The 16,029-nt window shown below is 58.8% G+C and carries 14 protein-coding genes; 4 read left to right on the top strand and 10 right to left on the bottom strand.

Annotated features, from left to right (window positions below; all coding sequences use genetic code 11):
- Positions 1-344 precede the first annotated feature (344 nt).
- Positions 345-545 (top strand): hypothetical protein, encoded by a 201-nt coding sequence (locus HB680_RS02915; RefSeq protein ID WP_213937046.1) that lies wholly within the window; start codon positions 345-347, stop codon positions 543-545.
- A 624-nt stretch (positions 546-1,169) separates the two neighbouring features.
- Entirely contained in the window at positions 1,170-1,493 is a 324-nt protein-coding gene (locus HB680_RS02910; RefSeq protein WP_213937045.1) for a hypothetical protein, read from the top strand.
- Positions 1,494-1,745: 252 nt separating this feature from the next.
- On the opposite strand, the gene HB680_RS02905 is transcribed toward HB680_RS02910, so the two are convergent.
- Positions 1,746-3,536: a bifunctional diguanylate cyclase/phosphodiesterase gene (locus HB680_RS02905; protein ID WP_213937044.1), complete on the bottom strand. Its 1,791-nt coding sequence runs from the start codon at positions 3,534-3,536 to the stop codon at positions 1,746-1,748.
- 135 nt (positions 3,537-3,671) lie between these two features.
- A complete protein-coding gene (locus HB680_RS02900) occupies positions 3,672-5,753 on the bottom strand; it encodes a carboxy terminal-processing peptidase (protein ID WP_213937109.1) in 2,082 nt (693 codons plus the stop codon).
- Positions 5,754-5,893: 140 nt separating this feature from the next.
- Between HB680_RS02900 and HB680_RS02895 the strand changes: the two genes are divergently transcribed.
- The gene (locus HB680_RS02895; protein WP_213937043.1) at positions 5,894-6,856 is read left to right on the top strand and encodes a zinc-binding dehydrogenase; all 963 of its coding nucleotides are present in this window, start codon (positions 5,894-5,896) and stop codon (positions 6,854-6,856) included.
- A gap of 105 nt (positions 6,857-6,961) precedes the next feature.
- On the opposite strand, the gene HB680_RS02890 is transcribed toward HB680_RS02895, so the two are convergent.
- The 6 genes from HB680_RS02890 to HB680_RS02865 all read right to left on the bottom strand — a co-directional run bounded on the left by HB680_RS02890 (position 6,962) and on the right by HB680_RS02865 (position 12,391).
- Complete coding sequence (locus HB680_RS02890; protein WP_213937042.1) at positions 6,962-7,615, bottom strand: HAD family hydrolase; 654 nt, start codon at positions 7,613-7,615, stop codon at positions 6,962-6,964.
- Between the two features lie 113 nt (positions 7,616-7,728).
- On the bottom strand, positions 7,729-8,718 hold the full coding sequence (locus tag HB680_RS02885) for an ABC transporter ATP-binding protein (protein ID WP_213937041.1): 990 nt from the start codon (positions 8,716-8,718) through the stop codon (positions 7,729-7,731).
- Positions 8,715-9,515 carry an ABC transporter permease gene (locus tag HB680_RS02880; RefSeq protein WP_213937040.1) on the bottom strand — a complete coding sequence of 267 codons (801 nt, stop codon included), beginning with the start codon at positions 9,513-9,515 and terminating at the stop codon, positions 8,715-8,717. The genes HB680_RS02885 and HB680_RS02880 overlap by 4 nt, the downstream gene beginning before the upstream one ends.
- Positions 9,502-10,347, bottom strand: coding sequence for an ABC transporter permease subunit (locus tag HB680_RS02875; RefSeq protein WP_213937039.1), 846 nt, complete (start codon positions 10,345-10,347; stop codon positions 9,502-9,504). Before HB680_RS02875 ends, HB680_RS02880 begins: the two co-directional genes overlap by 14 nt.
- Positions 10,344-11,150: an alkaline phosphatase family protein gene (locus tag HB680_RS02870; protein WP_213937038.1), complete on the bottom strand. Its 807-nt coding sequence runs from the start codon at positions 11,148-11,150 to the stop codon at positions 10,344-10,346. Before HB680_RS02870 ends, HB680_RS02875 begins: the two co-directional genes overlap by 4 nt.
- 173 nt (positions 11,151-11,323) lie before the next feature.
- Complete coding sequence (locus HB680_RS02865) at positions 11,324-12,391, bottom strand: ABC transporter substrate-binding protein (protein ID WP_213937037.1); 1,068 nt, start codon at positions 12,389-12,391, stop codon at positions 11,324-11,326.
- Between the two features lie 361 nt (positions 12,392-12,752).
- Here HB680_RS02865 and HB680_RS02860 point away from each other — a divergent pair, with 361 nt between their 5' ends.
- The gene (locus HB680_RS02860; protein ID WP_213937036.1) at positions 12,753-13,466 is read left to right on the top strand and encodes a UTRA domain-containing protein; all 714 of its coding nucleotides are present in this window, start codon (positions 12,753-12,755) and stop codon (positions 13,464-13,466) included.
- A gap of 113 nt (positions 13,467-13,579) precedes the next feature.
- Here the strand turns inward: HB680_RS02860 and HB680_RS02855 are convergent, their stop codons facing one another.
- Positions 13,580-15,742, bottom strand: a complete 2,163-nt coding sequence (locus HB680_RS02855) for a mechanosensitive ion channel domain-containing protein (RefSeq protein WP_213937035.1) — start codon at positions 15,740-15,742, stop codon at positions 13,580-13,582.
- Between the two features lie 77 nt (positions 15,743-15,819).
- Positions 15,820-15,996 carry a hypothetical protein gene (locus tag HB680_RS02850; protein WP_213937034.1) on the bottom strand — a complete coding sequence of 59 codons (177 nt, stop codon included), beginning with the start codon at positions 15,994-15,996 and terminating at the stop codon, positions 15,820-15,822.
- Positions 15,997-16,029: the final 33 nt, after the last annotated feature.

The following is a 16,029-nucleotide window of genomic DNA, read 5'->3' as shown; positions in this document are numbered from 1 at the left end:
AGAGATAAGCCAGGCAGGAGAAAAATTGATAATTATTACTTTGACTACAATGGGTATTCGCTGGGGTTTAACACAACCAAAGCGAACGCTGGTAAATATGGTTTCGAGGAAACACCCTCTGAAATAAAAAAAATAGTGGAAAAGCTTTTGCTGACATAACTTCAGATAGCGCTATCTAAAATTTTGGCTGGTACTGTTGGTTGAAGGAACCAGATTTGTTTCAGAAGCAAAAATAAATCTGTCCCTAGGTTCTCCACCAGAGACAGAACGTACCGTTGTTCAGTAGCACTGGGCGATGTTAATTTCCCGCGCGATAAACCACTTTAGATTAAAAGGAATTTTTGATGAATCGTATTTTCGGACTGATTTTGTGTGCACTGGTGCTGCCGATGAGTGGCTGCGTGCAAGGGACTTACACCAAGTCCATTCAGGTCACCAAGGATGAGACTGGTCGAGTTGTGCAGACCATCGAAACTGAGAGTGTCACGCAAGTCGGGCAGGGCAACGCGATGCGGTTAGAAAAAATTAAAGGGGTTCAAAATTAAGTAGTCGGAAACCGTCTACACATTCAATAGGCTTGCCTCCAGCCCCGCTGGGTGGCACGCCCTTGTCAATGCGCGCTAAGTGTATTCAAGCCGTTATCCAGGACGTAGTGCTATCCCTTACCAACGAGGGCGCCCCTCACACATGCTGATCCTCGAGTATTACCCACAAAAACGGTTTTTGATCTAACCCGTATGAATGTCCGCCATTCGTCGAATGGGACCGCGCAGCGAACGCGGAAATAAAACGAGGCCTAAGCGAAGTCTGCACCACTTTTTTAGCGGGCGAAATTTCTGGACAAGGTCTTCGGAAATTTCCTTCGTGCTGCGGCGGTTTTGGTGAACTGGTGCGTGGTGAGTTCAATCGGTAGGCTTTGGTGGTCGCTGTGTATTCAGCGACAGGGTGTAGGAACCCTTCAATATCTTTAGAGCTACATTGGCGTCGATGCTTGATTGCGGCCGTTAACGCGCGTCCGTAAGATCCGTTTCGGCGGCTGTGCGCGGGCACGCTTCGGCGTGGTCGAGAATTGCTCTAAAGGACTCGATATTCCTACCCCGCGCATAGCTGCCACCCAAGCCTGTAGGAAGGCTGTTGGCAGCTCTCATTCCTTCCTTAAGAGCTTTCAAATGACGACATTACATCCCGATCCACCCTACGAAAAACCAACCCCCCACCCCAAAAGCCGCTTCATGGCGCTCACCAGCAATTGCGACGACATGCCGACCTTGTTCGTCGATACCCATGCGCCGCTTGATGTTTTGTATGACGCTGCCAATTATCGAATCCGTGCGGTCACTCAAGTGCTGGAGAATATGTCCATGCGTGGGTCGATTGATTGTGAGTCCTTCATCCTCAGTGACTTTGCGTTGTTGTGTGCCATTCCGTTGCGGGATGGGTGTGATGTGTTGGATGTGTTGGGGCGGCGGTTGCGGGGGATGCCTTCGGAGTAGGGTAGGGCTTTAGATCCACCCCTCTCCCTAACCCTCTCCCCAAAGGGGCGAGGGGACTGACCGTGTTGTTTGCGAGATAGGCTGCGACCTGCGACTACGCAGCGCTCTTGGCTTGGCCAAGCCTGAGGTCACGTTGATCGTTCAGGTCGACGGAGGGCAGAAGATCGCCGCGGTCAGTTCCCTCGCCCCTTGGGGAGAGGGTTAGGGTGAGGGGCTGGATCGTCCTGGCGCCGCAAAATCCAGATCAAAAGATCAGCGGTGGCCGGCTACTAGTGTTTCTTCGGCTGCCGGCACCGCGAGGCTATCAATCACATGCACGCTGTACCCCGGTACGTTTTTCGCGTGGTGTTTGGCTTGTGATGCCATTTCTGCCAACTGGCTGGCATCCAGCCCTGCGCAGGCTTCGGGATGCAGATGCACCACGCCGATCGACAGCGACAGCAACGGAAACTCCTGCCGCACGCCCTGGCGGTTGGGCGCGATGAAGCACCCAGCCTCCAGGTGTTCGGCGCGGTAGAAGCGGCGGCATTGGCTGTGGAAGTCGTCCAGTAACTGGTTCAGACGTTTGCGCCAGTCTTCCGGGCCGAGGACCAGCAGGAAGTCATCACCGCCGATATGTCCTACGAAGTCGCGGGACGGGTCGACGCGGTCGTTCAGGCATTGCGCCAGGCACAGTAGGACTTCGTCCCCACGGCCGTAGCCGTAGATGTCGTTGAAGGGTTTGAAGCTGTCGATGTCGACGTAGCAGATCACCGATTCCCGCGCCTGTTGCAGCAGGCGGGTCAGGCATTGCTGGATCGGGACGTTGCCGGGCAGCAGGGTCAGGGGGTTGGCGTAGCGGGCTTGTTGGATTTTCAGTTCGGTGATGAGTTTGAGCACGTCGATGACTCGGCCGAGGCCCAGGTAACCGCCGTTGAGGGTGATGATGAAGTCTTCTTCGATGCGTTGTCGGGCGCGGCTGGTGATGAGGCGGCTGACTTGTTGCAGGGACTGGCTCATTTCGACGGCGAGGAAGTCGTCGTTCATCAGGCGGCTGATGGGTTTGCGGGCGAAGAGGTCGGTGGCGAAGGGCTTGAGCAGCGCGTCGGAGAGCGAGTGGCGGTGGACGATGCCGCACGGCTGGCCTTGGTCGTCGAGCACCGCCAGGGAGTTGAGGTTGGCTTGGCTGCGGAAGGCTTCGAGTACGGTGGCGGTCGGCGTGTTGCGGGCCACGGCGGGTTGGTCGTTGAGCAGGGCGCTGAGGTCGCTGCTTTCGTCGTTCAACGCCACCGTCGTGCTTTCCTGTTTGGGCATTAGCGCCCGAGCTTCCCGGGGCGGATGTTCTTGTGGGCGGCAGAGCAGATAGCCTTGCACCAGGTCCACGCCCATTTCGGTCAGCACCGCGAGTTCTTCCGGCAGTTCGATGCCTTCGGCGATCACTTTGGCGCGGGAGGCCTTGGCGATTTGCAGGATCGAGCCGACGAACTCACGCTTGAGCGCGTCCTGGTGGATGCCGTCGATAAAGTGCCGATCAATCTTCACATAGTCCGGCCGCAGCTCGGACCACAAACGCAAACTCGAATAACCCGCACCCAGATCATCCAGCGCAATCGAAAAACCCATGGCCCGGTAGTGATGCAAAGCGTTTTGCAGCAACTGGAAATCATCGGTCGGGGTTTGTTCGGTGAGTTCGATCACCACCTGACTCGGCGGTATGCCGAAGTCCTGCAGCAATTGCAGGGTGCGGCCCGGTTGGTGCGAGGTTTCGAGCAGGGATTCCGGCGACACGTTGAGGAACAATTTGCCCGGCAGTTGCTGTTCATTGAAACGACGGCAGGCGCTCTGGCGGCAGGCGATTTCCAGTTCGCTGAGACGTCCGGCCTGGCGGGCCACGGCGAACAGGGCGATGGGGGAGTGCAGCGGGCTGTTGGAGGGGCCGCGGCTCAGGGCTTCGTAGCCGATGATTCGTCGTTCAGAGAGGGAAATGATCGGCTGGAACAGACTGTGCAAACCGCTTTGAGCCAGTATTGAACTCAAGGCACTCAGCTGTTCGGTCGTGGTCATGGCGTTCTCGGGCGATAAAAAAAGGACTGGGAGCAGACCCTTGATTCAAGAGGTGCTCCCAGTCCTGTATTTCACGACAGAATGATGACTGTTTGATGACGCTCCGGGGAGCGTCAGCATTAAATTGCCATCATCCTAATGCTTGGCCACCTGGTTGCTCAGTTTCAGGTAATCCAGCAGCACCCGCCCGGTTTCACTCAGGTAGGCATCGTCTTCCGGTTTGATCTTGTCCGGCTCGGCCGCGATCGCATCTTCGTCTTCTTTCTTCAGCTCTTTGAGCGGTTCTTCGCCCTTGGCCTTGCGACGGATGTTTTCCATGACCAGTTGCTTGGCTTCGATGTCGGCATGTTGCTTGCGACGATCGGCTTCGTTGAGGCTGACGGTTTTTTCTTCCATCAGCTTCTGGGCCAGGGCCAGTTTGTCGCGGATGAACACGAACTCCGCGTCTTTGGCCGAACGTACGTCGTGCTCGGACTTGAGCTCGGCGATGTACGGTTTGAACGGGTCGGTCGCCGGTTTGATCGAGGCCTTGATGGTGTCCCACGGCATGGCTTCCGGCAGGGCGCTTTCGCCGATTTCCTTGGTGTCGATGATCGACGGGAAATCCACATCCGGTAGTACGCCCTGATGCTGGGTGCTCTGGCCGGAAACCCGGTAGAACTTGGCCAGGGTCAGTTTCAGTTCGCCATGGTTCAGCGGCTGAATGGTCTGCACGGTGCCTTTACCGAAGGTCTGGCCGCCGATGATCAACGCGCGGTGGTAGTCCTGCATGGCGCCGGCAAAAATCTCCGAAGCCGAGGCGGACAAGCGGTTGACCAACAATGCCATCGGGCCTTTGTAGAAGGCACCCGGGTTTTCATCTTCCAGCACATCGACCCGGCCATCGGCGTTACGCACGAGTACGGTCGGACCTTTGTCGATGAACAGACTGGTCAGCTCGGTGGCTTCCTGCAAGGAACCGCCGCCGTTGTTGCGCAGGTCGATGACCACGCCGTCAACTTTGTCTTTCTGCAACTCGGTCAGCAGTTTCTTGACGTCGCGCGTGGTGCTCTTGTAGTCCGGATCGCCAGCACGGAAGGCTTTGAAGTCGAGGTAGAAGGCCGGGATCTCGATGACGCCGAGCTTGTAGTCCTTGCCATCCTGTTTCAGGTTGAGGACCGACTTCTTCACTGCCTGATCTTCAAGCTTCACCGCTTCGCGGGTGATCGGCACGATTTTGCTGGTCTGGTCGTTTGGCGCATTGCTGGCCGGAATCACTTCCAGGCGCACCACGGTGCCTTTCGGCCCACGGATCAGCTTGACCACTTCGTCCAAGCGCCAGCCAACCACGTCGACCATCTCTTTGTTGGCCTGGGCCACGCCGATGATCTTGTCGGCCGGGGCGACCATTTTGGTCTTGTCGGCCGGGCCTGCCGGCACCAGACGCACGACTTTCACCTGGTCGTTATCGCTCTGCAACACAGCGCCGATGCCCTCGAGGGACAGGCTCATGTTGATGTCGAAGTTTTCCGCGTTATCCGGCGACAGATAATTGGTGTGCGGGTCGTAGGACATGGCGAAGGTGTTGATGTACGCCTGGAAGATGTCTTCCGGACGGGTCTGGTCCAGGCGCGCCAACTGGTTCTTGTAGCGCTTGGTCAGGGTTTCCTGAATCTGTTTGGAATCCTTGCCGGCGATCTTCTGGCGCAGCACTTCGTCCTTGACGCGTTTGCGCCACAGGTCGTCGAGTTCGGCGGTGGACTTGAGCCACGGAGCATCCTTGCGATCGATCAGCAAGGTTTCCTTGGCGGTGAAGTCGATTTTGTCGACGCCTTTGTTCAGCTCTGCAAGGGCGAAGTCCAGACGCGCTTTGACGCGGTCCAGGTAGCGCTTGTAGATGGTGAACCCGGCGTTCAGGTCGCCGCTTTTGAGGAAGTCGTCAAACTGGGTTTTCCACTTGTCGAATTCGGCAATGTCGCTAGCCATGAAGTAGCTGCGCGACGGGTCCAGCAGCTTGAGGTAGCTGTCGTAGATGATCACGGAGCGCGCATCATCGAGCGGCGGCTTGCTGTAGTGGTGGCGCTTGAGCAGCTCGACGACGTTCAGGCTGGCGATCACTTCGTCACGATCAGGCTGAAGGTTGTCCCAGCTGTTGGCTGCAAACGAATTGCTCGACATCGGCAACAGGCCGATACCAATGAATAGGGCTAGGGCAGTGCTGGGAAACAGTTGCTTCATGCTGATTCGACGCGGGGACAATTGATCACGCATATTAGGCCGTCTTTGAAGTCGCCGGTTCCACAAAGGGCCGGTCACATAATGCAAGAAAGCCCGGCGCTACCGCTACGGGCTCAGTCCAGACTCACTATGGAGGCACTGTGAAAGCATTGCAAGGCGTTGACGGTCAAGTGGAGTGGGTTGAAGAGCCGAGTCCTGCGTGTGATGTAGGACAAGTTCGCATCCGAGTGGCGGCAGCGGGTCTCAATCGCGCCGATTTGTTACAGAAGGCAGGCCTTTATCCACCCCCGCCGGGAGCCAGTCAGGTGCTGGGTCTTGAGTGTTCGGGGGTGATCAGCGAGGTCGGCCCGGGCTCGTCCTGGCAGGTGGGAGACCGGGTCTGCGCCTTGCTGGCCGGGGGCGGGATGGCCGAAGAGGTGGTTGTCGACGGACGGCATGTGCTGCCGGTGCCCGAAGGTTTGTCGTTAGTCGAGGCGGCGGCGTTGCCCGAAGTGTATGCGACTGTTTGGTTAAATTTATTTCATCTTGCCGGCCTCAAACCCGGTGAGAAAGTTCTGCTGCATGCCGGGGCAAGTGGAATCGGTTCAGCCGCCATTCAGTTGTGCAAGGCGTTTGGCAACCCGTGCTGGGTCAGCGTCGGGTCCGCCGAGCGTTTGGCGTACTGCGAAGCGCTGGGGGCTCAGGGTGGCGTCATACGCACCGGGGATCTGGAGAGCTTGCGCGATCTGGGGCCGTTCGATGTGATCCTGGACCCGGTGGGCGGCAATTACGCGGCGCTGAATCTCAAGCTCACCGCGCTGGATGGCCGTTGGGTGCTGATCGGCCTGATGGGCGGGCGTGAGGCGAAGCTGGACCTGGCGCAGGTGTTGGGTAAGCGCGTGCAACTGCTGGGCTCGACGTTGCGCAGCCGTGACGATCAATTCAAGGCGGATGTGTTCAGTGATTTGAGCCAGCATGTTTGGCCGTTGTTTGCGGAAGGGCGGTTGAAGCCGCAGTTGGCCAAGGCGTTTCCGATCAAGGACGCCGAAGCGGCGTTTGCGGAATTGGCGAGTAATACGGTGGCGGGGAAGTTGGTGTTGGTGATCGACGAGAGCCTGACGTAACCCCTGTAGGAGCAAAGCTTGCTCGCGATGAACGATAACGCGGTCCGCCAGATAGACCGTGTCGCCTCTATCGCGGGCAAGCCTTGCTCCTACAGATGTTGCGCGTTATTTCCAGAGATGGATCGGCCAGCCGGCCTTTTGGGCGTGCTCCAGCAACACCGGGTCCGGGTTCACCACATGCGGGAAGTCCACTTTCAGCAACAACGGCAAGTCATTGCGTGAGTCGGAGTAGAAGCTCGCGCCTTCCAGGTTTTCCTCTTCGGCATCCAGCCATTCCAGCAAGCGAGTGATCTTGCCTTCACGGTAGGTCAACGTGCCGACGGTGTGGCCGCTATAAACGCCATGGGCCACTTCCAGTTCGATGCCCAGAATCTCGTCGATGCCCAGGCGATCGGCGATCGGCCGTACCAAGTGCGTGCCAGAGGCGGAAATCACCAGGATCCGGTCGCCGGCCTTACGGTGGGCGGCGATGGCTTTGGTGGCGTCGCTGAAGATGATTGGCTCGATGAAGTCTTCCACCCACGGCCCGACCAGGTGATCGACCTCTTCCGGCGTGCGACCGATCATCGGCTCCAGGCTGAAGGTCATGTAGTCCTCCATCCGCAGCTTGCCGTGGCTGTAGGCGTCCATCAGTTCGTTGTTCTGCCGCATGAACGATTCGGGATCGACCCAACCCAAGCGGCCCATCTGTTCGCTCCAGAGGGTGGCGCAGTCGCCGTGGATCAGGGTTTCGTCCAGATCAAAAATTGCCAAAGCCATTAGGGCGGTTCTCTTCGAGAACAGCTCCAAGCTTCAAGCTTGAAGCTGCAAGAGTGAATTTAAGGGCAGCAGTCTACAACTTGAAGCTTGCAGCTTGAAACTTGCCGCTGCTTTCAAGCCACCTTACACAGTGCCGTCGGATCGATGGAAAGTGCCAGGCGCTGACCATCGGGGTGCAGATCCGCCGCCGAGCGGTTGAGCACATCCACCACCAATTCCACGCCCCGGGCTTCGATCCGGTAGCGAATCACGTTGCCCAGCAGGCTGTGGCTGCGGATTTGCGCATCGAGTTCGCCGTTGAGGCTCAGCTCGATGGCCTCCGGGCGAATGGCGATGCGGTGGGTGATCGGCCGTTGCAGCAGTTTCGAGGCGGCGTCGGCGTCCAGCAGGTTGTAGTTGCCGATGAAACCGGCGGCGAACACATCCACCGGCGCGGTGTAGAGGGTTTCGGCGTCGCCGCTTTGTACGATCTTTCCCTGATTCATCAGGAAAATGCGGTCAGACATGGTCAGGGCTTCTTCCTGATCGTGTGTGACGAAGATCGTGGTCAGGCCGAGTTCGCGCTGGATCGCACGGATCTGTTCGCGCAAGTGCTTGCGAATCCGCGCATCCAGGGCCGACAACGGTTCATCCAGCAGCAACAACCGTGGACGAGTGACCAGCGAGCGGGCCAGGGCAACACGCTGGCATTGGCCACCGGACATCTGATGCGGATAACGGCCCGCGAAGTCATTCAACTCCACCAGTTTCAGCACTTCGGCGACGCGTTTATGGCTGTCGTCGGCATTGACCTTTTGCATGCGCAATCCGAAGGCGACGTTCTGTTCCACGGTCATGTTCGGAAACAGTGCGTAGCTCTGGAACACCATGCCAATCCCGCGTTTCTGCGGGCTCAGCGGCACGATATCGACGCCATCGAGCAGGATCTTGCCGCCATCCACCGAGGTCAGCCCGGCGATGCAACGCAGCAGCGTGGACTTGCCGCAACCGGACGGGCCTAGGAGGGTGACGAATTCGCCCTTCTGGATTTCGCAGTTGATGTCGCTGAACACCGTGGTGCCTGCGTAATTCTTTTGAAGGTGTTGGACGCTGACGTAGCTCATTCGCTTTTGTCCTTGTTCAAGATATTGGCCGCCCAGGTCAGAACCAGCACAAAGAAGAAGTAGGAAATCACCAGCGCACTGGTGAAATGGCCGCTGCTGTTACGCATGTTGTTGAGGTAGACCTGCAGGGTTTCATAGCGGGTGCCGACGAGGATGTTGGCGAACACGAACTCGCCGAACAGGAACGAGAACGACAGCAGCAGCGCCACCATCAGGCCCTTGCGCAGGTTCGGCAGCACCACCAGGATCGCCGCTTGAAAGGTGCTGGCGCCGAGCAGTTGGGCGGCGTCCATCAGGTCGCGCAGGTTGATCGCTTGCAGGTTGTTGGTGATCGCGCGGTACATGAACGGCAGCGCTACGGTGAAGTAGCAACCGATCAGGATCCACGGCGTCCCGACCATCGCAAACGGCCCGGACCCATAAAGCTGCAACAGCCCCACCGACGACACCACCGGAGGCACCGCGAAGGGCAGCAGGATCAGGATGTTCATCAGCGCGTCGAGTTTCGGAAAGTGGTAATGCACCACAAACAGCAGCGGCAGAATCAGCACCACCGACAGAATCAGCGCACCGACACACACCAGCAGCGATTGCCCGAACGCGTGCAGGAAGCGCGGATCACTCCACAGCTGCACGTACCATTTGAAAGTGAAGCCGCTGGGCAAAATGGTCGCCGACCAACTGCTGGCGATCGAGTAGATCAACGTACCCGCAAGCGGCAGCAACAGAATGGCGAACAGCAAATACACCACGACCCGGTGGTAGACACCGACGGGGCCCAGATCAGCGCGAGACATGGTAGCTCCTCTTCAACAGCAACTGATGCACGACGGTCACCAGGGTCATCAACGCCACCAGCACCACGGCCAGGGCACTGGCCAGGTTCGGATCGAGGGAAATGTCACCGGACACCATTGCCGCAATGCGGATCGGCAGCACGTTGAAGTTGCCGGTGGTCAGCGCGTAGACCGTAGCGTAGGCGCCGAGGGCGTTGGCCAGCAGGATCACGAAGGTGCCGAGCAGCGCCGGGGTCAGCACCGGTAAGCCGATGTGACGCCAGAACTGCCAGCCGCTGGCGCCGAGCAGTTCAGCGGACTCGCGCCAGTCTTCACGCAACGCATCGAAGGCCGGGTAGAGCAGCAGCACGCCCAGGGGAATCTGGAAGTAGGTGTAGAGAATGATCAGCCCGGTTTTCGAGTACAGGTTGAAATCCTGAATGATCCCGGCCTGCTTCAACATGATGGTGAAGCTGCCGTTGAAGCCCAGCAGAATGATGAACGCGAAGGCCAACGGCACGCCGGCGAAGTTGCTGGTCATGTTGGCGAAGGCGTTGACGAAGTTGCGCAGCTTCGAGTCGACCCGGCGCAGGGAATAGGCGCCAAGCACCGCGATGATGATCCCGAACACGCTGGACCAGAAACTGATCTCGAGGCTGTACTGGATCGCCTGCAAATAGAACTTCGAACTGAAGATCTTGGTGAAGTTTTCGATGCCCCAGCCGAATTCTTCCGATTGCAGGCTGTTGATCATCACCCACACCAGCGGGGCGATTTCGAACACGATAAAGAACAGCGCGAAGGGCACCAGGCATAAGACGGCCAGCCATTTGCCGCGAGAGATGGAATTCACTTGAGCAGCTCCCGGCACACAGGTTTGTCGTGGGGCACACCCAGCAGTTCGCAGACGGTGCCGCAGATTTCGGTCTGTTTCGGCGAGGCGCCGGCGTTGAAGCTGAAGGCGTCGCCGAGGACGAACAGCGGCACTTCGCGCTCTTCCGGTAGCAGGCCGTTATGGGAGCGGTCGTTGTTCATGCCGTGGTCGGCGGTCACCAGCACCTGGTAACCGGCGTCGAGCCAGCGTTGCAGGTAATCCGCGAGGAAGATGTCGGCGAAGCGCGCGCTGTTGCGGTATTGCGGGGTGTCGAGGCCGTGCTTGTGCCCGGCGTCGTCGATGTTCATGGGGTGGATCAACAGAAAGTTCGGCGTGTGGCGCAGGCGCAGGTGTTCCGCGTCGGCGAACAGGTGCGAGTCGGGGTAGTGATCGTTCCAGTAGAAATGCCCGTGCTGGATCGGCAGTGTCGGGTCGTCCGTGTGACGATCCCGAGCCTCCACGAACGGTGAGCGGTTGTACAACTCGCTGACCCAGTGATAGGCCGCGGCGGCGGTGGTCAGGCCGGCGTCGGTGGCGTAGTGATAGATGCTGCGCTGGTTGGACAGGCGCGAGACGTTGTTGTGGACGATGCCACTGACGATCGGCGGAACGCCGGTCAGGATGCATTCATACAGTGGTCGAGACAGGGCCGGCAGTTCGCATTCCAGTTTGTAAAGCGCCGCGCGTCCTGCGCCAACGTAAGCCTGCAGGTGCCCCATGGCGTGGCGCGCGACCTCGTAGTTGAGGCCGTCGAGCACGACAAGGATGACGTTGTGCTTCATAGGGGCAAAACTCCGCAAAACAGAATGACAAGAACTTGAATTCAACTCGGTCCAGTGTGGGAGCGGGCTTGCTCGCGAAGACGGTTTCACATTCAACACATGTGTTGACTGACACACCGTCTTCGCGAGCAAGCCCGCTCCCACATTGGTTTCCCAGTGTTTGTGCTACCGCATCATTTCATTTCGACGATGACTTCTTCGTTCCACTTCTGTGGCAGAGCCTTGGAAGTCTTTTCCCATGCGTCAGCATCTTTGATCGGCGTTACTTTTTTGTACTGCTCGTTCGGCAGCAACTTGGCCTGGACGTCGGCCGGCAGTTGCAGGTGCTCGGCGCGGATCGGACGGGCGTTGCCGCGCGCCAGGTTGATCTGGCCGGCGTCGCTGAAGATGTATTCGCGGGTCAGCTTGGCGGCGTTCGGGTTCTTCGCGTATTTGTTGATGATGGTGGTGTAGCCGGAAATCACCGAGCCATCGGACGGGATCAGCACGACGTAGTCATCCGGGTTAGCCATCTTCGCTTTGTAGCTCAGACCGTTGAAGTCCCAGACCACGCCGACTTCGATCTCGCCTTTTTCCATGGTGGCGATGGTCGGGTTGGCCATCGACAGGCGACCTTGCTTGGCGATGTCGGCGAACAGCAACAGGGCCGGTTGCAGGTTCTTCTCGTCGCCACCGTTGGCCAGTGCAGCGGCCAATACGCCGTTGGCGGCTTGGGCGGCGGTGCTCACGTCACCGATGGAGACTTTATATTTACCGGTCTTCAGATCAGCCCATTTGGTCGGTGCTTCGGAACCGTGCAGCAGCTTTTTGTTGACGATGAATGCGATGGTGCCGGTGTAGGCCAGGGCCCAGTTACCGTCCTTATCCTTGGCCCAGTCCGGGACTTGTGCCCAGGTGCTTGGCTTGTACGGTTGCACCACGCCTTGCTTGACCGCGATCGGGCCGAAAGCGGCACCGACGTCGCCGATGTCGGCGCTGGCGTTGTCTTTTTCAGCGGCGAACTTGGCGATTTCCTGGGCCGAGCTCATGTCGGTGTCGATGTGCTTCAGGCCGTAGTTCTTGGCCAGGTCATCCCAGGTGCCTTTCCAGTTGGCCCAGTCATCGGGCATGCCGACGCTGTTGACGGCGCCTTCCGCTTTCGCAGCGGCTTCGAGGGTTTTCAAATCCGTATCAGCAGCCATGGCGGCGGTGCACATGGCAATGGTCGAGCCTAACAGTGATGCCAGGAAAAGCTGTTTCATCCGAAGCTCCTTTGGGCGTTTTCAACGCTGCGATTGCGGTTGTGTTGGTCTAGGTCAGCAATACACGAGCCAATTTAAGCGGGCTGCATGACACTTTCATGTCGCTCGTCGCCCAACGGGACTTTTATTTACCGGCAATTGGCGGGTGCCCGGTAAGCGTAGACCATGGGTAAAGGCCCATGCGGCAAGGGACTTGGCCGATGTATTGCAAGTTTTTAAGCGATCGTAAAAATGACCGTTGGGTAGCTTTGTCATCTATCAGTCATCTGCACTGCCTAGGCTTGCAGAATGCCGTTGAGCCGGATTTGCCGTGCGGTTCTGCCCTGAAACAGTGCTGGTCTAGTCCAGATAGGTAACGTTAATGCGCGATGAGGCAACAAAAGCGGTGACAGCCATTGGCCAGGTGTTGCAGGAGCAGCTCGACCACGGCCTGTTGGCGGCGGGCAGCAAACTGCCGGCCGAGCGCAAGCTCAGTGAGTTGTTCGGGACCACGCGGATCACCGTGCGTGAAGCGTTGTTGCAGTTGGAAGCGCAGGGACAGATTTATCGCGAGGAACGCCGTGGCTGGTTCGTCTCGCCGCCGCGCCTGGCCTATAATCTGATGCAGCGCAGCCACTTTCACGCGATGGTCAGCGCCCAGGGCCGGGTGCCGTCTACTGAGGTGATTTCAGCGCGCTTGCAGCCGGCGTCGGCGGCGGTGTGTGCCTGGTTGCAGTTGCCGGCGTTGTCGAGCGTGATCCAGATTTGCCGTTCACGGCGCATTGATGGCCGACTGGTGTTGTACGTGGAGCACTATCTGAACCCGCAGTTCTTCCCGGGGATTCTGGACTTTGATTTGAATCAGTCGATTACCGAGCTGTACGCGCGGCACTACGATCTGCACTACGGGCGGGTGCGGTTCGAGATTGTGCCGACGTCGTTGTCGGTGGATGCGGCGGCAGCTTTGCGGGTGTCGGTGGGGAGTCCGGGGTTACGGATTGCCCGGGTTAACTACGATCAGCATGAGCGGTTGATCGATTGTGACCTGGAGTTTTGGCGGCATGATGCGATTCATGTGGGGGTGGATGTGGTTTGACTGGTCGGGTTTGTCTGGAAGGCCGAGTCGACCCTTTCGCGAGCAAGCCCGCTCCCACATTTGAAATGCATTCCCCTGTGGGAGCGGGCTTGCTCGCGAAGAGGCCCGCCCAGTCACTCCTGTTCTTTCTGAGGCCCACCACCCGCCGTCACCACCTGAACACTCATCCTGGGCGTCGCCAGATCCAGCCCGGCCTCATCCAGATGCCGCTTCAACGACAAATTGAACGCCCGCGAAACTTCCCACTGCTTGATCGGCGCGGTCTTGAACCGGGCGCGCAGAATCGCGCTGCCGGACTCGAAACTCTCCACACCCTGAATCTCCAGCGGCGACCAGATGTTGCGCCGTTGCAGCGGATCGGTGCGCATCTTCTGGCCGACTTCGCGCATCAACTTGATCGCGTCGTCGATTTCCATGTTGTAGGGCACCGCCACCCGGAAAATCGCGTAGCCGAACTCCCGGGAGTAGTTCTTGATGCTTTTGATTTCGCTGAACGGGATGGTATGGACGATGCCGTCGATGTCCCGCAGGCGTACGGTGCGGATGGTCAGGCCTTCGACGGTGCCCAGGTGACCGCCGACGTCCACGTAGTCGTCGATGGCCAAGGAGTCTTCAATGATGATGAACAGACCGGTGATCAAGTCTGCGACCAGCGACTGCGCACCGAAACCGATGGCTAGGCCGATCACACCGGCACCGGCCAGCAGTGGCGTGACGTTCATGCCCATGTTCGCCAGCGCAACGATCAGCGCAATGATGAAAATCGCCACGAACAGCACGTTGCGGATCAGCGGCATCATCGTCTGCGCCCGCGCATTGGCCAGGCCTTTGCGCGAGCGGGTGAGGGCGTGGTGCACGGCGGTGTCGCTGAGAATCCAGATCAGCCAGGCGAAAATCAGCGTGCCGGCGAGGCTGAACAACTTGACGCTGACTTCATGCCCTTCGCCTTCGGTGAAGGCAATCAGCGACATGCCCCAGACCCGCAGGCCCAGTTCGATGAACACCAGCCACACCATCAGGTGGGCGAGGGTGTAGCAGAAGCTTTTCAGGCGCTCGGAATACAACGCGTGACGTTTTACGCCCTTTTGCGGTTTGAGCGAGTGCCGGCGGACCAATCCGTTGATGACCATGCACAACACCAGCAGCACGGTACAAATCAGCGACTGGCGCAACGCGGTGCTGGTATCGCCCGCCGAGATGAACGTGGCAAACAGCGAAATGCACACCAGCACCAGCGCCGGCACGTACCAGAAGGTGCCGAGGATATCGATGGTGTCGCTCAAGGCGCGGCGGGTCAGGCGCCGGGACAGTGGCTGGTTGCGGATCAAGTGCGCGATCGGGCGGCGGAAACGCAGGATAAACAACCCGGTGGACAGTGCCGCGAGGACATTGGCAATGGTTGCGGCGGAATGCGCGAGATGGCTGCCGAGGCTGGCCACCAGACGCGGATCGCTCAAGGCTTCACCGAACGCGGCGAAACTGCCGATCAGCCACAGCGGCCGGAAGGCTTGATGGCGCAGGATGTACAAGGCGCGGTGGCGATGCGGCCCGTCGAGCACGGAAAAGGCAATCACGCAGATCGCCGAGAAACAGGTGCCGACCACCAGCGCATAGGCCAACACCATCGCCAGGCTTTTGCCCAATGACGAGGGCAGCGCGTAGGTCATGTAGACCGTCATCACCAGCGCAATCAGCCACGGCCCGAGCTTGCGCAGGGCAAAGCGCAGCATGTCGAGGGCCTTGGGGTGTTGCGGCAGTTCTTCGGTGAGGCCGAAACGCATGCGCACCCGGTGGCCGAGCCAGATCAGCGCGGCGGCGAGCAGGCTCCAGACCATCAGGATCATGGCAAAGGCAAAGATGATCGGCAGCCATTCATTGGCCGGCAGCATCAGTGCCGAGAGTTCTTCCTTGGCCAGATCGAACTCTTCGGACCAGCGTGTGATGGGGCTGTCGGCGCCGGAAAACTGTTTTTCGAAACTGGCGAGGGTGCCGCCGATCAGACCGAGGACACCGACTTCGGAGGCGGGTTGAGCCTTTTTGGTGACGTCGCGCAGCTTCTTCAGGTCCGCCAGCAATTTGCTGCGTTGCTGATCGTTTTCCAGGGACTTGATGACTTCGTCGAGGGATTGCCCCAGGGGTTCCTGGGCTTCGGGCTGGGTCTTCGACGAGTTACTGAGCAGCCCCGGCAAGCTGACCGCCTGGGCAGACGCGATCGGCAGCAGCGTCATGAGGCAGACAAGGAGGAAACACGGCAGGGCGAAAAGACGAGCGAACACTAGGCGGTCAACCTCGGGAAGAGCGGATCGGCCGAGTGTACGAGCCCGTCAAAATCAATGCGAGCGGGCGCATGGATTTATTCGTTGAGTTTGGCCAGGATCTTGTAAACAACCGTGGCGAGGATCATCAGCATGCCGAGCCACATGGCGAACACGCCGGCATTCTTGTCACGGAAATTGAAGCCGATGGCCAGCATGATCATACCGGCGAGAATGGGGATCAGCATGGCGTGGAACGAAGACATCGAGATCATGGCGACAGCCTTGTCGTAGGGAATGCTTTAAGT

The organism is Pseudomonas sp. dw_612 (assembly GCF_018449725.1).
In the GTDB taxonomy this organism is placed as follows: Bacteria; Pseudomonadota; Gammaproteobacteria; order Pseudomonadales; family Pseudomonadaceae; genus Aquipseudomonas.
This window is presented reverse-complemented; position numbering and strand designations above follow the sequence as displayed.